Raw genomic sequence first — 15,931 nt, forward strand, 5'->3', positions numbered from 1 at the left:
CGGCTACTCGACCTCGGCCTCCGGTACGTCAACCTCGCCGCCCAGGGCACGGGCGATGGCCGTAAACTCGATCAAGGCGGACTGGAGGTCGCGTACGATCTCCTCGGCGATCTCCTCAGGCGACAGCCCGCTGTCGGCATCGTCAAGAGCCGGGTCCTTCATCCACGTGATGTCGAGGTTGACCTTGTCGCGAGCGATCAGGTCCTCGTAGCTGAACTTCCTGAACGGGCCGTTCTCGTCCTCGGACTCGACGCGGGACGACGTGGGCTCGCCGGAGCGGTACGCCGCCACGAAAACGTCCAGGTGGGCGCGCGTGAGCGGGCGCTGCTTGAGCGTAAAGTGCTGGCCAGTACGGAAGTCGTAGAACCAGGTCTCGGTTGTGTGCGGCTTGCCGTCAGCGCGCGGGGACTTCTTGTTGAAGAAGAGGACGTTGGCCTTCACACCTCCCGCGTAGAAGATGCCGGTCGGCAGCCGCAGGATGGTGTGGAGGTCGAACTCATCGAGAAGCTTGCGGCGGACCTTCTCACCGGCGCCGCCCTCGAAGAGGACGTTGTCTGGCAGGACAACAGCGGCGCGCCCTCCGACTGCCGTGAGCGACATGATGTGCTGGAGGAAGTTCAGCTGCTTGTTGGTGGTCGTGGCGGTGAAGTCGTCACGGTCGTACTGAATGTCCTCCTTCTCGACGTCGCCGTCCTGGCCGATCACGGTAATCGCGGACTTGCGGCCGAAGGGAGGGTTCGCGAGGACGAGGGTGGCGTGCTTGCCACTGGGCTTGTCGGCTAGGGCATCGCCGACGTGGATGAGGCTGGGCCCGTCGCTCTTGCCGATGCCGTGAAGGAGCATGTTCATCGCGGCGAGACGGGCAGTGCCGGTGACGAGTTCGTTGCCCCAGATCTTGCGGCCGCTATCGTACGCCTTTCGCTCGTCCAGCGACATCTTCTTCATGTGGTGGTCGCGGATGTAGGAGTGGGCCGCGATCAGGAAACCGCCAGTACCGCAGGCCGGGTCCGTGATGGTGTCGTCGGGGCCGGGCCGGGTGACGTCGACCATGGCGTCGATGAGCGCGCGGGGCGTGAAGTACTGGCCAGCGCCGGTCTTGGTGTCCGAGGCGCCCTTGGAGAGCAGCCCTTCGTAGGCGTCGCCCTTGAGGTCCGTCCCCTTGACGGTCCACTCCTCCCGGCCGATCAGTTCGACAACCAGCTTCTCCAGGAGGGCGGGCTTGGTGATCCGGTTCTGGGCGTCGGCGAAGATCGTGCCGATGGTGGTGTTGGGGTGGCGGCCCAGGTGTTCAAGGGTGTCGCGGTAGTGCTGCTCCAGCTCGGCGCCGCGCTTGCCCACGAGGGACTGCCAGTTGTAATCGGCGGGGACGATCGCGCTCATGTCGCGCCCGTCCCACGGGTCGTTCTCGATCTCGTCGACCATCTTGAGGAAGAGCAGGTAAGAGAGCTGCTCGACGTACTCGATGGTGGACATGCCGTTGTCGCGGAGGACGTTGCAGTAGTTCCACAGCTTGGAGACCAGGGTGTTGGTCTGGGCGGCAACCTTGGCCGTCTCGGTCGGCTCCGTCGCGGGCTGCTGGGGGTCTGCGGGGGCGGTCACAGGTCGAACTCCTGCTGTACGGCGAGGGCGGGGGTGGCGGTTGGTTCGGGGGCGAGGAGCTCTGGCGGTGCGGCTCGGGGGGCGGGTGCCTTGGCTAGTTTCTCGGCTGTCGCTTTGCGGGAGCGCCTGGCCTTCGGCTGCGCGGCGCGCTCGGCAGCAATTCGTGCCAGGAACATGGAAGCGGGTTCGTCATCAGGCTGCTGTGCGACCAAGCCTCCGCGGAAGGCTCGGTTCAGCAAGGCTGCTCGCAAGGCGTTGGCACGCCTCACACCGTTGCTAACCTCCTGCTCCATGGCAGCCACGCCGCTCAGCAATTCCTCACAGCGCTGGACACGCTGCTCCTGCACCTCCACGGGAGGGATAGGAAACTCGACCGTCTTCAGGCGCTTTGCAGAGAGATGCGCGATATTCGTAGTAATACGCACCTCACGCATGAACCGCTTTGCGTGCAGGTGTCGCCGAAAAACGAGCAGAGCCCATTCTGGAAGGACGCCATCACCGGCCTTGAATCGAAGCAGGCTGTTGGTGAAAGCAACATCCTCCGGCACTCCTCGATAGATAGCCGGGCGCCCTACGAGGTGGGGACTCTGACCTTCGTTGAGTAGCACATCGCCAGGCTCCAGCCGGTACCTCTCCCAGACCCCGGAGAAGTCCATCTCCATGACATCGGAGGTGTCGATTCGGTCCTCGAAGACGTTGGCTACACGCAAGTATGGGCGCATGTCGGGACCGTGATGCCAATCGGGATGCCGCGCACGTCCCAGTTCGAGAGTTCCCGCTTCTTCCACTGTCGCCATCTCCCAGGAAGCGGGCAGCTCATCCGGAACTGACGACACCAGGATCCTCTTCCGCAAGCCATCAAGGCGTCTGCGGGCCAACCGGAGGGTCGCGATCCCCGAGTCTAGCCGCGAAAGCTGCTCTTCGAGGACCTCGACAATACGGCGCTGTTCCGCGAGCGGCGGCACAGTGATGGGCCAGGACTTCAGCACTGTCTGGCTGATGTTTTGCTGAGCCCCGCCTTTACCCGCCCCAATGAGATCAGTGCGCTGACTACGCAGGTACCAGAACAGATACTTCCTATCCATAACTTCGCGATAGGGGAGGGCGTGAGCTATGGCCTGATTGGTAGTAACCGGCTTGCTTGGCAATCCAAGCTTGCCGATCGAGGCACCATACATCGCAATAAGGACGGAATCTTGCGGAACCCACTTCGCTGAGCTACTACTTAGCCCGTCCTCGGAGATGGTCTGCTCGGTGCGGACAAGCACCGAATCATTCAAATCTCCGATGACGACCCAGGGGATTCTACCGCCGTAGTAAGCGGGCTCGGTGGCTTTGGGAGTACCCCCGCTCCCCCACTGAGCAACATCCTCCAAGGTCGCCCAAGCCCACCCCGCCGGAAGTTCCCTCTCCCCATCCACGCTCACACTCAAGCCAGTTCCTGATTCAGCTCATCCAACAGTTCCAACGCCTTGCCTTTATCCCCGAACGCCTGCATGAAGCCCCGGCCTCCGCCACGCTCGGAGAAAGGCGCGTGGCCGAAGTCTCCCGGCTCGATGCCGACGTCGGCGGCGATGGCGTTCTTTATGCGGTCCAGCCACCACAGCTGGTCCTCGGTGAACTCCACGCCCGCCTGCCGCTGCCGCAGCAGCCAGCCCTCGAAGCGCTCCTCGACCACCGTACGGTACGGACGCAGCTCGTCGTCGGCGCCGAGCTCGTAGCGGATGAGCCGCACGAGATCGCCGAGGCCCGCCTCCTTACCGGGGCTGGCCGCGGCCTTACCGAGCTGCTCGTAGTGGTCCCACAGGACACCCGTCGTCCAGGAACGGTTCGTGGCGCGGATCCTGCCCGAGAGTTCCCTGAGAGCGTCCCGGGCCTCGCTCGGGGTGAAGCGGCTCGAGCCGCTTCCCAGCGCGACACGGATCGCCGCGTTCTCGTCCCGCTGTTCCTTTTCGAGCAGCGTGTTCCACTCGGCGAGCTCCTTGCGGGCCCTTTCCTCGCGCGGTATCTCCCGCAGCTCGGTGACCCGTACCTCCGTCGTCTCGTCGTACGTGAGGTCCTGCTGGTGGCGGATCTCAAGGATCAGCTTGCGCAGTTCCGGGCGGGCGGTCAGCGGGGCTATCGCGTCCTGGACCAGCTTCCGCGCGAGCTCGGGGCCGCCCTCGTGGCGGGCTCGGTCCTGGGTGTCCACGTCGACCGCGTCGGCGATTCGGCGCGCGAGGTCGGCCAGGGAGGCGCCTCCGGACGTCTGGGCCAGCAGCGCCCTCTCCTCGTCGCCGAGCTGGCGGTCGATACGGGCCAGGCGGCGTCCCAGCGTCTCCGCCTCGTCCGCCGTCAACGACCGGGTGCCGGCCTTGTCGAGGAGCTTCGCCAGCGAGATGCCCTTCTCGCCCGCCGGGATCAGCGGCCGGGCGTCCACCAGCGGGGAGTCGGTGACGCCCACCGCGTCGATCAGGACGAAACGGTCCTTCGTCAGGTCCGGCGCCGCCTCCGGCGTGACCGCCTTCAGTTCGTCCGGGTCGATGGAGCGGGCACCCCGCCCCTTCATCTGCTCGAAGAGCACCGGGCTCTTGATCGACCGGAGGAAGATCACACATTCGAGCGGCTTCACGTCCGTACCAGTCGCGATCATGTCGACCGTCACCGCGACCCTCAGCCTCGGCGAATTACGGAGGTCGTTGATGAGGGAGTCGGGGTCGTCCCCGTTCTCCCTCGACCTGTACGTGATCTTCTTCGCGAATTCGTCGCCCCGCCCGAAGACCTCCTTCACCTGCTTGAGCACCTCGTCGGCGTGATCGTCGCCAGCCGCGAAGACGAGAGTCTTGGGGAGATCGGCACGCCCCGGGAACCACCGTTGCCAGTTGTTCTTGTACGTCGTCAGTACGGCCCGGATCTCGTCCTCGGTGATCACCGTGCGGCCGAGCTGCGCGACGGTGTACTCGAAGTCCTCGTCGAGTTCCTCGTAGCGCTGGGCGCGTGTCTGGCGGTCGCGGATACGTACGGTCGTACCGGCTTCGATCTTCGCGCCGCCGTCCTCCCGCAGGTCGGTGTTGAGGCGCACGATGTCGAAGTCGACGTTGACGCCGTCGGCCACGGCCTGCTCGAACGTGTACTGCGAGACCATGTTGTTGTCGAAGAACCCCTTGGTCTGACGGGTGGGCGTGGCCGTGAGGCCGACGAGGTGGGCGTCGAAGTACTCAAGGACGCCCCGCCACAGGCCGTAGATGGAGCGGTGGCACTCGTCGATCACGATCACGTCGAAGGACTCGATCGGGACGTCCGGGGTGTACTCGACCGTGATCGGCTCATCCGTCGTGTAGCTCTCGTCCAGCGTCGAGACCGTCGTGCCCTCGCTGTCTTCCCGGTCCTCGGTCTCCGGCTCGTCCGCGATCGCCTCCCCCTTGAGGAGGGCGTACATCCGCTGGATCGTCGAGATCACGACGGACGAGGTGTCCTGGAGCCCGCTGCGGCCCAGCATGTCGACGTTGTAGAGGTCGGTGAGCTTCCGGTTCTCGTCCGGCGTGCGGTACTTGTCGAACTCCGCGTGCGCCTGGCGGCCGAGGTTGTTGCGGTCGACGAGGAAAAGGACCCGGCGGGCGCCCGCGTGACGGAGCAGGCGATACGTCTCCGTGACGGCCGTGAAGGTCTTGCCGGCGCCCGTCGCCATCTGGATGAGGGCGCGCGGCCGATCGCCGGCCAGAGAGTCCTCCAGGCCCGTGATCGCCTTGACCTGAGCCATGCGCAGACCGTGCGTCTCCAGGAGCGGCATGTTCGTACGAAGCGCCGCCCTGAAGGTGGGCGTCTCCGGATCCTCGTCGGCCCGCTTCATCCACGCGGCGAGGGTCTCGGGGCGGTGGAAGGCGAAGACCTCACGGGAACGGGCATGCGGGTCGACCCGGTTGACGAAGTACGTCTCCGTGCCCGTGGTCGCGTAACGGAACGCGAAGGGTTCCTCCCGGCGCCACACGGCCATCGCGTGCTCCTTGAGCACACCCGCCGCGTACCGCTCGTTCTGGGCGAGGGCTCCGGCGAGCGGGGTTCCCTCACGCTTCGCCTCGATGACACCGACGATCTTCCCGTCCACGTAGAGGACGTAGTCGGCACGGCCGGTGGCCAGGGTGAACTCTTCGATGGCGACGCCCTTGCCCGCCAGCGGGTTGGCGTCCGCCCTGGCCTGGATCAGCCAGCCCGCCTTGGACAGCATCGCGTCGATCTTCTTCCGCGCCTGCACCTCGTTGAGCGGCGCGGGGCGCTGCGCGCGCTCCACGATGGCGTCACGGGCGGCGGAGGCGACCTTGCGGGGCTGGACACGCTCTCGGTCGTACTGCTGCTGGTGGGCAGTCCGCAGTTCCGAGACCTGCGTCCGCAACTCCTCGATCTGTTCGGCATACGCGGTTTTGGTCCGCTCCGCACTGGCGATGAGGGCCTCGGCCTCTTCGCGGGCCCGCCGCGCCGCTTCGAGGCGATCGCTGGTCTCGGACAGCTTCACGCGCGACTCCGCCAGCGCGCGGCGGTGCCCCTCCAGTGCCTCCTGGAGCTCCGTGATCTCCTCGGGGTCGGCCGACTGCACGTCGGCCGGAAGGGTCGGCGGGACGAACGCGCCCACGGTCCGCGTGCCGCCCATGGCCCGGTCGAAGAGATCACCCAACTGCCAGCACAACTTCAGCGCTTCGAGTGCCTTCGTCGTGTCGAACAGGTGGTTGTGCGCGGCGTCGTTGCGGCCTCGGCGGAGCCTGTCGAAGGCGTCACGGCTCCAGCCGACCAGCACGCCTGCCCGCGTAAGTGCGTTGAGGCGGTCGAACTGGCTGGTGCCCTCGACCCGAGTGCCGGTACGGGTGACGAACTCCTCGGCCAGCACCTCGCCGAACTGCCCGGCGCTGACGTAGGCGGCGTTGGGGTTCGTCAGAACCGTGAGCTCCGCCTGCGAGCCGTAGATGGCCAGGAGGGGCTGGTACCCGTACAGGCGCCCGAAGTTGGGGGACGCCTTCGCCAGCTTCCGGAGCCGATCATCCGCACTGTGTCCGTCCACGCGCCGCTGCCTCAGCCTTCACTTGTCCTGGATCCGCCAAGTTTACGGAGCCAGGCAGTACAAAGCAGCGGAACAGGACAGGCAGTGGGCGGAGTTCGGCTCCACAAGCTCGGTCGGCACCCGTCAGAACTTGAAGCTGCCGATCATGTCCGCGACGTTCGTCGTCAGGTCGCTGATCGTGGGGGCCATCGTCGAAGAGGCGAGATAGAAGCCGAACAGGACACATACGACCGCATGGCCGGCCTTCAACCCGGACTTCCTGACCAGGATGACGACGATGATCGCCAGCAGCACCACCGCCGAAATCGAGAGTGCCACGGCGGCTCACCTCCAAAGATCCCAGGGACATGGGGGGGTCGGACATGGGGGTCGGTAAATCCATACAGCGGCCAGCGGGTTCATACCCACACACCGCCAGTGATCATAACTATCCATACGCGCGCATCGATCGGCGCACGGCCGCACAAGGGGGCGCATGGCCAATATGGTCAAGGCATGACGACCGAGCCTCTTTCCTTCCCCCGCCGGTACGCCCGGACGCAGCGCTTCACCCTCGGCGCGCCCCGCGCGTTCACCGTCTCCCCGGACGGTTCCCGGGTGGTGTTCCTGAGGTCCTCCTCCGGTACGGACCGGGCGAATCAGCTGTGGGTCCTCGATGTGACCGAGGGGCAGGAACGCGTCGCGGCCGACCCGCGGGCGCTGCTCGGCGGCGCCACCGAGCACCTGTCGGCAGCGGAGCGGGCACGCCGCGAGCGCAGTCGCGAGGGCGGCGCGGGGATCGTCGGCTATGCCACGGACACGGCGGTCGAGCTGGCCTCTTTCGCCTTGTCAGGGCGGCTTTTCACGGCGGAGCTGCGGGCCGGTACGGCACGTGAACTCCGGGTCCCGGGACCGGTGATCGACCCGCGCCCCTCGCCCGACGGACGGCTCGTCGCGTACGTCCGCGGGGGCGCCCTGCGGGTCATCGGCGCCGAGGGGGAGGGTGACCGGGCGCTCGCGGAGCCGGAGTCCGGGGCGGATTCGGGGACGGTTTCCTATGGATTGGCTGAGTTCATCGCGGCCGAGGAGATGGGGCGTTCGCGCGGTTTCTGGTGGTCTCCGGAAGGGGACCGGCTGCTGGTCGCGCGGGTCGACGACGCGCCCGTCCGGCGCTGGTGGATTTCCGATCCCGCACAACCGGAACGCGCTCCACAGCAGGTCGGCTACCCGGCCGCCGGAACGGACAATGCGGATGTAAGGCTCTTCGTGGTCAGCCTCGACGGGGTGCGTACGGAGGTGGTCTGGGACCGGGCGCACTATCCGTATCTGGCGCATGTGCACTGGTCAGCGGCGGGCGCGCCGCTGATTCTGGTGCAGGCGCGGGACCAGCGCAGCCAGCTGTTCCTGGCCGTGGACCCGGACACCGGGGCGACCCGGATGGTGCACGCCGACGAAGATCGACAATGGCTTGATCTTTTCCCTGGCGTGCCGTGCTGGAGCCCTGCGGGACAGCTCGTACGGATCGCCGACGAGGGCGGTGCACGGGTCCTGGCCTTCGGCGAACGCCCGTTCACGGGAGCGCAGTTGCATGTGCGCGCGGTGCTGGACGTCTCGGACGACGACGTGCTGGTCTCGGCGTCGGCCGGAGAGGCGGCCACCGCCCCGGAGACGGGCGAGGTGCATGTCTACCGCGTCAACGAGCTCGGTGTCGAGCGCCTCTCCCAGGAACCCGGCGTGCACGCGGCGGTGCGCGGCGGGGGCGTGACCGTGCTGGTCTCCTCGGTGCCGGACCGCCCGGGCGCCCAGGTGCAGGTGCTGCGGGACGGAAAGAGGGCGGCGACTGTCACGTCATATGCCGAAAATCCCGGTCTGTCCCCGCGCGTGACGCTCACCGAGGGGGGCGCACGGAAAATCTCATGCGCCCTGCTTATGCCTACTGACTACGACGGTGTCACTCCCCTCCCCGTCCTCATGGACCCCTACGGCGGTCCGCACGGCCCCCGGGTGCTGGCCGCGCACAACGCGCACCTCACCTCGCAGTGGTTCGCCGACCAGGGCTTCGCGGTGGTCGTCGCCGACGGCCGCGGCACCCCCGGCCGCTCCCCCGCCTGGGAGAAGGCGGTCCGCGACGACTTCACGCTCACCCTCGACGACCAGATCGACGCGCTGCACGGCCTGGCGGAGCGGTTCCCGCTGGATCTGTCCCGGGTGGCGATCCGGGGCTGGTCGTTCGGCGGCTGGCTCGCGGGGCTCGCCGTGCTGCGCCGCCCCGACGTCTTCCACGCGGGCATCGCGGGCGCCCCGGTCACCGACTGGCGGCTGTACGACACCCACTACACGGAGCGCTACCTCGGCGATCCGGCGGCGGCCCCGGAGGCGTACACGAAGAGCTCGCTGATCACGGACGACGGCCTGTCCGCGCCCGCCGAGCCGCACCGTCCGCTGATGATCGTGCACGGCCTCGCGGACGACAACGTGGTGGTCGCGCACGCCCTGCGGCTCTCCTCGGCGCTCCTGGCCGCGGGCCGCCCGCACGAGGTGCTGCCCCTGTCGGGCGTCACCCACATGACCCCGCAGGAACAGGTCGCGGAGAACCTGCTCCTGCTCCAGGTGGACTTCCTTCGGCGCGCTCTGAAACTGGGCTGAGCGGAAAAAATTCCACAGAGCACCGCAACCATCAATTGAGGAACCCCGACGAGACATCAGCCAGGTCCGCGAGAGCGGCGCCGGTTTAGGCGCAAAAAGGTGCGACGGGCCGGGGCGACATGGCGCGCCCCGGCCCATCTACGGCACCCGCACGGCCGTACGCTGATTACCTTGACGCGTCCGTATATCGGTGCCGCTTCGACCAAGTTGCCTGCGTGTTAACGAAGTTCGTCAGCATTTGCGGGGTTATGCCGTCCGCTCGGGCGGTTCCTCCGGCGGTACGACCCGCTTCTCCTCCGCGAAGTGACAGGCCGAGTCGTGCGCGGCCGGGCCCACCACGAAGCGGAACTCCGCGGGCACCGCGAGCGGCGGCACCTCCAGCGCGCAGCGCTCCTGGGCCTTCCAGCAGCGGGTGCGGAAGCGGCAGCCGGAGGGGATGTTCGCCGGGGAGGGCACGTCTCCGGCGAGGATGATCCGCTCCCGGCGTTCGCGGGCCTCCGGGTCGGGTACGGGCACGGCGGAGAGCAGGGCCTGCGTGTACGGGTGCGTCGGGTGGTCGTAGATCTCGGCGTCCCTGCCGGTCTCCACGATCCGTCCGAGGTACATCACGCCGACCCGGTCGGAGATGTGCCGCACGATGGAGAGGTCGTGCGCGATGAAGACGTAGCTCAGGTCGAATTCGTCCTGGAGCCGCTCCATCAGGTTGATCACCTGCGCCTGCACCGAGACGTCGAGGGCGGAGACGGGCTCGTCGGCGACGATGATCTCGGGGCGCAGCGCCAACCCCCTTGCGATGCCGATGCGTTGGCGCTGACCGCCGGAGAACTGGTGCGGGTAGCGGTTGATGTACTCGGGGTTGAGGCCGACCACGTCCAGCAGGTCCTGGACGCGTCTCCTGCGGTCGCCCTTGGGCGCGACCTCGGGGTGGATCTCGTAGGGCTCCCCGATGATGTCGCCGACGGTCATGCGCGGGTTGAGCGAGGTGTACGGGTCCTGGAAGACCATCTGGATGTTGCGGCGTACGGCCTTGAGCGCCTTGCCCGACAGCTTGGTGATGTCCTCGCCCTTGTACTTGATCGTCCCGTCCGTCGGTTTCTCCAGGTTGACCAGCATCCTGGCGACCGTCGACTTGCCGCAGCCGGACTCGCCGACGATGCCGAGGGTCTCGCCCGCGGTGAGTTCGAAGTCGACTCCGTCGACGGCCCTGACCGCGCCGATCTGCTTCTTGAAGAGGATCCCCCGCGTCAGCGGGTAGTACTTGACCAGGCCGCTGACCTCCAGAATCGCCTCAGCCATCGAGGCACTCCCGCCAGAAGAAGCAGGCGCTGGTGCGGGCCCCGGCCTCCTGGTCCGCGCCTTCACGGTCCACCTCGAACAGCGGCGGCACCTCGGTGCGACAGATGTCCTGGGCCATCGGACAGCGCGGGTTGAAGGCGCAGCCGGGCGGGATGTGCATCAGGTTGGGCGGCAGGCCCTTGATCGCGTAGAGCTCCTGGCCCTTCTGGTCGAGGCGCGGGATCGACTCCAGGAGGCCCTTGGTGTACGGGTGGGCGGGGGCCTTGTAGATGTCGTGGACCGGCGCGGACTCGACGATCCGGCCCGCGTACATGACGGCGATCCGGTCGGCGACGTCCGCGACGACGCCGAGGTCGTGGGTGATGAGGATGAGCCCCATGGCGAGCTCGCGCTGCAACTCGGCGAGCAGGTCCATGACCTGGGCCTGGACGGTCACGTCGAGGGCGGTGGTCGGCTCGTCGGCGATGATCAGGGCGGGCTCCAGGGCCAGCGCCATGGCGATCATGATGCGCTGGCGCATACCGCCGGAGAACTGGTGCGGATAGTCGCGCACCCGGTCGGCGGCGGCCGGGATGCGCACCCGGTCCATCAGCTCGATCGCCTTGGCGCGGGCGTCCTTGCGGGACATCCCCCGGTGCACGGTGAACATCTCGCCGAGCTGGTCGCCGACGCTGAGCACGGGGTTGAGGGAGGACAGCGCGTCCTGGAAGATCATCGCCATCTCGGCGCCGCGGACCTTGCGCCGCTCGTCCTCCCTGAGCTTCAGCAGGTCCCGCCCCTGGAAGAGGATCTCGCCGCCGGTGATCCTCCCGGGTGGCATGTCGAGGATGCCCATAACGGCCTGCGCGGTGACGGACTTGCCCGAGCCGGACTCGCCGAGGACGGCGAGCGTCTCGCCCTCGTCCACGCCGTAGTCGACCCCGTTGACGGCCTTGGCGACCCCGTCCCGGGTGCGGAACTCCACGTGCAGATCGCGTACTTCGAGCAGCACGGCCGTCACCTCAGTTTCGGGTCGAGGGCGTCGCGCACCGCGTCGCCGAGCATGATGAACGCGAGCACGGTGATCGCGAGGGCGCCGGCGGGCCACAGCAGCATGTGCGGGGCCGTGCGGATGTAGGCGGAAGCCGAGGAGATGTCGATGCCCCAGCTGACCGTGGGGGGCTTCAGGCCCACTCCGAGGTAGGAGAGCGTCGCCTCCAGCGCGATGTAGGTGCCGAGCGCGATGGTGGCGACGACGATGACCGGCGCGACGGCGTTGGGGGTGATGTGCCGGAGCATCAGCCGGGAGTTCGAGGCGCCGAGGGCGCGGGCGGCCTGGACGTAGTCGTTCTGCTTGATGGTGATGACGGAGCCGCGCGCGATCCGGGAGATCTGGGGCCAGCCGAGCAGCACCATGAACCCGATGACCGGCCAGATGGTGTTGCTGGTCACCACGGAGAGGAGGACCAGGCCGCCGAGGACGACGGGGATCGCGAAGAAGATGTCGGTGATCCGGGACAGGACCGAGTCGCCCACTCCGCCGAAGAACCCGGCGAGCCCGCCGAGCACCGAGCCGAGGATCGCGACGCCGAGGGTGGCGCAGACGCCGACGCTGATCGAGACGCGAGTCCCGTACACCACCCGTGTGTAGACGTCGCAGCCCTGCCCGTCGAACCCGAAGGGGTGCCCCGGCTGCGAGCCCTCCTGGGCCTTGGCGAGGTCGCACGTGAGGGGGTTCTGGGTGGCGATCAGCGAGGGCCACAGGGAGATGACGACCAGGAAGAGGATGAGGAGCCCGGAGACGATGAAGACGGGGTTGCGCCGCAGATCGCGCCAGGCGTCGGACCACAGGCTCCTGGGCTTCTCCTGAGGGCCCGTGCCCTCAGGACCGCCGGGCGTCCGCTCCAGGGTGGCGCCCTCGCTCGTGGCGAGGTCCATGGCGCCGCCCGCGCCGGTCGCGGCGATGGCGCCGTCCCGCTGGTAGGGCGGCAGCTGCTCAGGCATAGCGGATCCTCGGGTCGAGTACGGCGTAGAGGAGGTCGACGAGCAGGTTGGCGACCAGGAAGACGAGCACGAGGACGGTCACGAAGCCGACCACGGTCTGGGTGTTCTGCCGCACGATCCCCTGGTAGAGCTGGTAGCCGACGCCGTGGATGTTGAAGATCCGCTCGGTGACGATCGCGCCGCCCATGAGCGCGCCGATGTCCGTGCCGATGAAGGTGACCACCGGGATCAGCGAGTTGCGCAGCAGGTGCTTGGTGATCACCCGGTGCCGGGGCAGGCCCTTGGCGACGGCCGTACGGACGTAGTCGGACCGTTTGTTCTCGGCGATGGAGGTCCGGGTGAGCCGGGTGACGTAGGCGAGGGAGACGGAGGCGAGGACCAGTCCGGGCACGATCAGTTCGCCGAAGGCGGCGTCCGTGGAGACCGAGGGCCTGATCCAGCCCCACTCGACACCGAGCAGCAGTTGCAGCAGCAATCCGGTGACGAAGGTCGGGATCGAGATGACGACGAGGGTGAGCAGCAGGACACCGGTGTCGACGGGCCTGCCGCGGCGCAGCCCGGTGACGACGCCCAGCAGGATGCCGATGACGATCTCGAAGAGGATCGCGACGATCGTCAACCGGATGGTGACGGGGAAGGAGGTCGCCATCAGCTCGGTGACCGGCTGCCCGGTGAAGGCGGTGCCGAAGTCGCCGGTGAAGACATTGCCCATGTACGTGAGGTATTGCTGCCACAGCGGCTTGTCGAGGCCGAACTCCTTGCGCAGCTGGGCGGCGGTGGCGGGGTCGCACTGCCGCTCGCCGCACAGCCCCGCGATGGGGTCGCCCATCACGTTCACCATCAGGAAGATCAAGAGCGTGGCGCCGATGAAGACCGGGATCATCTGGAGCAGACGCCGGATCACATACCGTCCCATGAGGGCTCCGGAGGTAGTACGGGGCCCACGCCCGGGTTCGCTTCAGCAACCCGGCGCTAGGGCCTGTCGTTTGGATCAGGTGATTTCAGGAGGCGGGGCTTGATCAGTGCCGGTGAGCGGGGTCTGGTGCGTGCAGCTGCAAGGCGGAGGAGGGAGGCGACGCGGAGCGTCGTTGACCGACGACAACGCCGCAGATGTGCGTGCCAGACCCCGCGGCCCAGGCCTGATCCAAATGACAGGCCCTGGCCCCGTGGACGGCTCAGCTGACCTTGATCTCGTTGTAGACGGGCACACTGAACTGGTTGAGCGCCACGCCCGAGATCCTGTCCGAGTAGCCCGCGCTGCCGTTCTGGTACCAGAGCGGGATGGCGGCCATGTTGTCCCGTACGACCCCTTCGGCCTGCTGGAAGAGCTGGATGGCCTTGGCCTTGTCGGTCTCGGCGTTCGCCTGGTCGACGAGCTTGTCGAAGTCCTTGTTCGACCACTTGCCGTCGTTGGAGGAGGCGTTCGTGTAGTACAGCGGCTGAAGGAAGTTCTGGATGAGCGGGTAGTCCATCTGCCAGCCGGCCCGGAACGGACCCGGCATCTTGTGCTGCCCGATCTGGTTGCGGAAGTCGGCGAAGGTGCCGACGGGGTTGCCGACGCAGGCCTTGTCGTTGCCCAGCGCGTTGTTGACGGAGTTGCAGACGGCGTCGATCCACTCCTTGTGGGAGCCGCTGTCCGCGTTGTACGAGATCTTGATCTGGCCGCCGGGCAGTCCGCCGCCGTCCTGGATCATCTTCTTCGCCTGCGCGGGGTCGTACCGGCAGGAGGCGCCGCACAGGCCGTCCTGGAAGCCGCCGGCCGCGCCGAGCACCGGTGAGGTCCAGTCGGAGGCCGGGGTGCGGGTCTTCTGGAAGATCGTGCTGGTGATCTGGTCCCGGTTGATCGCCATGGACAGGCCCTTGCGGACGTTCTCCATGCCGCTCTTGTCCCAGGCCTTGTCGTAGAACGGGAAGGCGATGGTCTGGATGATGCCGGCCGGGGTGTTGATGTACCGGCCGCCGAGGTCGCTCTTCACGTTCTTGAGCTGGGCGGCGGGCACGTCGTCGACGAGGTCGAGGTTGCCCGCCATCAGGTCGGTGTAGGCGGTGTTGTTGTCCGTGTAGACCTTCAGGTCCACCCCGCCGTTCTGCGCCTTGTCCGTCCCCGGGTACGCGTCCCACTTCCGCAGGGACATCATCGAGCCCTTGGCGTACGAGTCGACGGTGTAGGGCCCGTTGCCGATCGGCTTCTTCAGCCAGGCCGCGTGGTCGCTGAAGAACGCCTTGGGCAGCGGCGCGAAGGCAACGTAGCCGAGGGTGTCGGGGAAGGTCGAGAACTTCTGGTTGAGCTTGACGGTGAAGGTGTGGGCGCCGGTGACCTTCAGCCCCGACAGCGTGTCCGCGCTCTGCGTTCCCGTCTCGGGGTGGACCTTGTCGTAGCCCTCGATGTACCCGAAGAAGTAGGCGTTCTTCTGGTTGTTCTTGAGACCGGCCCCGTAGTTCCAGGCGTCCACGAAGGACCGGGCGGTGACGGGCTCTCCGTTGCTGAACTTCCAGCCGTCCTTGACGGTGATCGTGAAGTTCTGCGAGTCCGAGGTGTCGATCTTCTGCGCCAGCATGTTCTGGGCCGCACCGGTCCTGGCGTCGTACCGCTTCAGACCCCGGAAGATCATGTCGAGGACCTTGCCGCCCTGCACCTCGTTGGTGTTGGACGGCTCCAGCGGGTTCTGCGGATCTCCCCAGGAGGAACTGAGCACTCCGGACGCGCCGCCACTGCCGCCACCCCCGCCGCCCCCGCCACCGCAGGCGGTCGCCACGAGGGCCACCGCCGCCGCGCCGGCGGCCCATTTGGCGTGCGTCGCTCCACGCATGGAGTGCCTCCCAGAGTGCGCTGCCGCCAGCGCCGCGGCGCTGTTCCATTACCGGCCAATATCGACCGCTAAGGCGCATACCGCACATTCAGCCCACCCGTACGTGGGATCGCACACCCATATGTGTCAGCCCGATACGTGTCAGGCGCGACATGGGTCAGGCGCGACATGCGTCAGCCGCGCGCCACCAACTCCACCTCGAAGCCGTCCGCGTCCTCCAGATACGCGGCGCAGTGCTCCAGGCCGCCCGCGTGCGGATAGCGGTCCGGGAAGAGGGGGGACCAGCCGTGGCGGGGTGCCTCGGCCACAAGCCGGTCGAGTTCGGTGCGGTCCGGCACGTGGAAGGCGAGGTGGTTCAGGCCGGGGCGCAGGCGGTCGTGGGAGTCCGTCTTCAGCGCGGGCGACTGCTCGACGACGAGATAGGTCTCGCCCCTGCGCCAGCTGCGGCCCTGCGGCCACTCCTGGTACGGCTCACAGCCCAGGCGCTCCAGCAGCCATCCCCAGGAGCGGACCGCGCGCTCCAGGTCCGGTACCCACAGTTCGACGTGATGCAGCATCTTCCCCCACCCGGTCCTCGCCCGATCTTTCC

The 15,931-nt window shown here is 67.5% G+C and carries 11 protein-coding genes; 1 reads left to right on the plus strand and 10 read right to left on the minus strand.

Annotated elements, in window-relative coordinates:
• Positions 1 to 3: 3 nt before the first annotated feature.
• The 4 genes from ABZ656_RS05550 to ABZ656_RS05565 form a co-directional block, all read right to left on the minus strand.
• The gene (locus tag ABZ656_RS05550) at positions 4 to 1,599 is read right to left on the minus strand and encodes a class I SAM-dependent DNA methyltransferase (RefSeq protein ID WP_360264832.1); all 1,596 of its coding nucleotides are present in this window, start codon (positions 1,597 to 1,599) and stop codon (positions 4 to 6) included.
• On the minus strand, positions 1,596 to 3,026 hold the full coding sequence (locus ABZ656_RS05555; protein WP_360264949.1) for a restriction endonuclease subunit S: 1,431 nt from the start codon (positions 3,024 to 3,026) through the stop codon (positions 1,596 to 1,598). The genes ABZ656_RS05550 and ABZ656_RS05555 overlap by 4 nt, the downstream gene beginning before the upstream one ends.
• A gap of 2 nt (positions 3,027 to 3,028) precedes the next feature.
• Positions 3,029 to 6,628, minus strand: coding sequence for a DEAD/DEAH box helicase family protein (locus ABZ656_RS05560; RefSeq protein WP_360264835.1), 3,600 nt, complete (start codon positions 6,626 to 6,628; stop codon positions 3,029 to 3,031).
• 123 nt (positions 6,629 to 6,751) lie between these two features.
• Positions 6,752 to 6,946 carry a hypothetical protein gene (locus ABZ656_RS05565; protein ID WP_054228237.1) on the minus strand — a complete coding sequence of 65 codons (195 nt, stop codon included), beginning with the start codon at positions 6,944 to 6,946 and terminating at the stop codon, positions 6,752 to 6,754.
• Between the two features lie 177 nt (positions 6,947 to 7,123).
• Between ABZ656_RS05565 and ABZ656_RS05570 the strand changes: the two genes are divergently transcribed.
• Positions 7,124 to 9,253 carry a prolyl oligopeptidase family serine peptidase gene (locus ABZ656_RS05570; protein ID WP_360264838.1) on the plus strand — a complete coding sequence of 710 codons (2,130 nt, stop codon included), beginning with the start codon at positions 7,124 to 7,126 and terminating at the stop codon, positions 9,251 to 9,253.
• 246 nt (positions 9,254 to 9,499) lie between these two features.
• Here ABZ656_RS05570 and ABZ656_RS05575 read toward each other — a convergent pair whose 3' ends face one another.
• The 6 genes from ABZ656_RS05575 to ABZ656_RS05600 form a co-directional block, all read right to left on the minus strand.
• Complete coding sequence (locus ABZ656_RS05575; RefSeq protein ID WP_360264841.1) at positions 9,500 to 10,549, minus strand: dipeptide ABC transporter ATP-binding protein; 1,050 nt, start codon at positions 10,547 to 10,549, stop codon at positions 9,500 to 9,502.
• Complete coding sequence (locus tag ABZ656_RS05580; RefSeq protein ID WP_360264844.1) at positions 10,542 to 11,540, minus strand: ABC transporter ATP-binding protein; 999 nt, start codon at positions 11,538 to 11,540, stop codon at positions 10,542 to 10,544. Before ABZ656_RS05580 ends, ABZ656_RS05575 begins: the two co-directional genes overlap by 8 nt.
• Before the next feature lie 5 nt (positions 11,541 to 11,545).
• Positions 11,546 to 12,532 (minus strand): ABC transporter permease, encoded by a 987-nt coding sequence (locus ABZ656_RS05585; RefSeq protein WP_360264847.1) that lies wholly within the window; start codon positions 12,530 to 12,532, stop codon positions 11,546 to 11,548.
• Positions 12,525 to 13,448, minus strand: a complete 924-nt coding sequence (locus ABZ656_RS05590) for an ABC transporter permease (protein ID WP_101400486.1) — start codon at positions 13,446 to 13,448, stop codon at positions 12,525 to 12,527. The genes ABZ656_RS05585 and ABZ656_RS05590 overlap by 8 nt, the downstream gene beginning before the upstream one ends.
• Before the next feature lie 259 nt (positions 13,449 to 13,707).
• Positions 13,708 to 15,342: an ABC transporter substrate-binding protein gene (locus ABZ656_RS05595; RefSeq protein WP_101400485.1), complete on the minus strand. Its 1,635-nt coding sequence runs from the start codon at positions 15,340 to 15,342 to the stop codon at positions 13,708 to 13,710.
• Between the two features lie 173 nt (positions 15,343 to 15,515).
• Entirely contained in the window at positions 15,516 to 15,899 is a 384-nt protein-coding gene (locus ABZ656_RS05600) for a VOC family protein (protein ID WP_101400484.1), read from the minus strand.
• Between the last annotated feature and the right edge of the window lie 32 nt (positions 15,900 to 15,931).

It is taken from the genome of Streptomyces sp. NPDC007095 (genome assembly GCF_040634475.1).
Taxonomy (GTDB): domain Bacteria; phylum Actinomycetota; class Actinomycetes; order Streptomycetales; family Streptomycetaceae; genus Streptomyces.